This window comes from Halorubrum sp. SS7 (assembly GCF_005435055.1).
GTDB classification, from domain to species: Archaea; Halobacteriota; Halobacteria; order Halobacteriales; family Haloferacaceae; genus Halorubrum; species Halorubrum salinarum.
The window spans coordinates 1-334 of the sequence record NZ_SGXV01000448.1; the positions used below are offsets into that span (position 1 = coordinate 1).

A 334-nucleotide genomic window follows, 5' to 3' on the forward strand; every position below is an offset into this window, starting at 1 on the left:
ACGAGTCGATGGTCGACGATCGGTTCGAGGTCCTCGTCGTCGAGGAGGGAACCGGTGACTCCGTGAAGTGCCGCGACGGCGCGTACCGACAGATCATCGTCCAGAACGCGACGGAGCGCGGGGTCGACGTGGGGGACTTCCTGGAGGTGGCGGTGACCGGCCACAACACCGTCTACGCGTTCGGAGAGCCGGTCGACGGGACGCCGGCCGAGGCCGCCGGGGCCGACGACGCGGGTCGGGTACCGGGCGACGACTGACGGGTCTGACCGAGTGACGGCCGACCGGTCGGGTCACTCCTCGTAGATCATCTCGACCTCGTCCCCGAACCGGTCCA

Annotated in this window: 1 pseudogene; it reads left to right on the plus strand. The window is 69.2% G+C overall.

From position 1 onward, the window contains the following. Positions 1–257 (plus strand): annotated as a pseudogene (locus EXE44_RS18745) (tRNA modifying enzyme); the annotation flags it as partial. Positions 258–334: the final 77 nt, after the last annotated feature.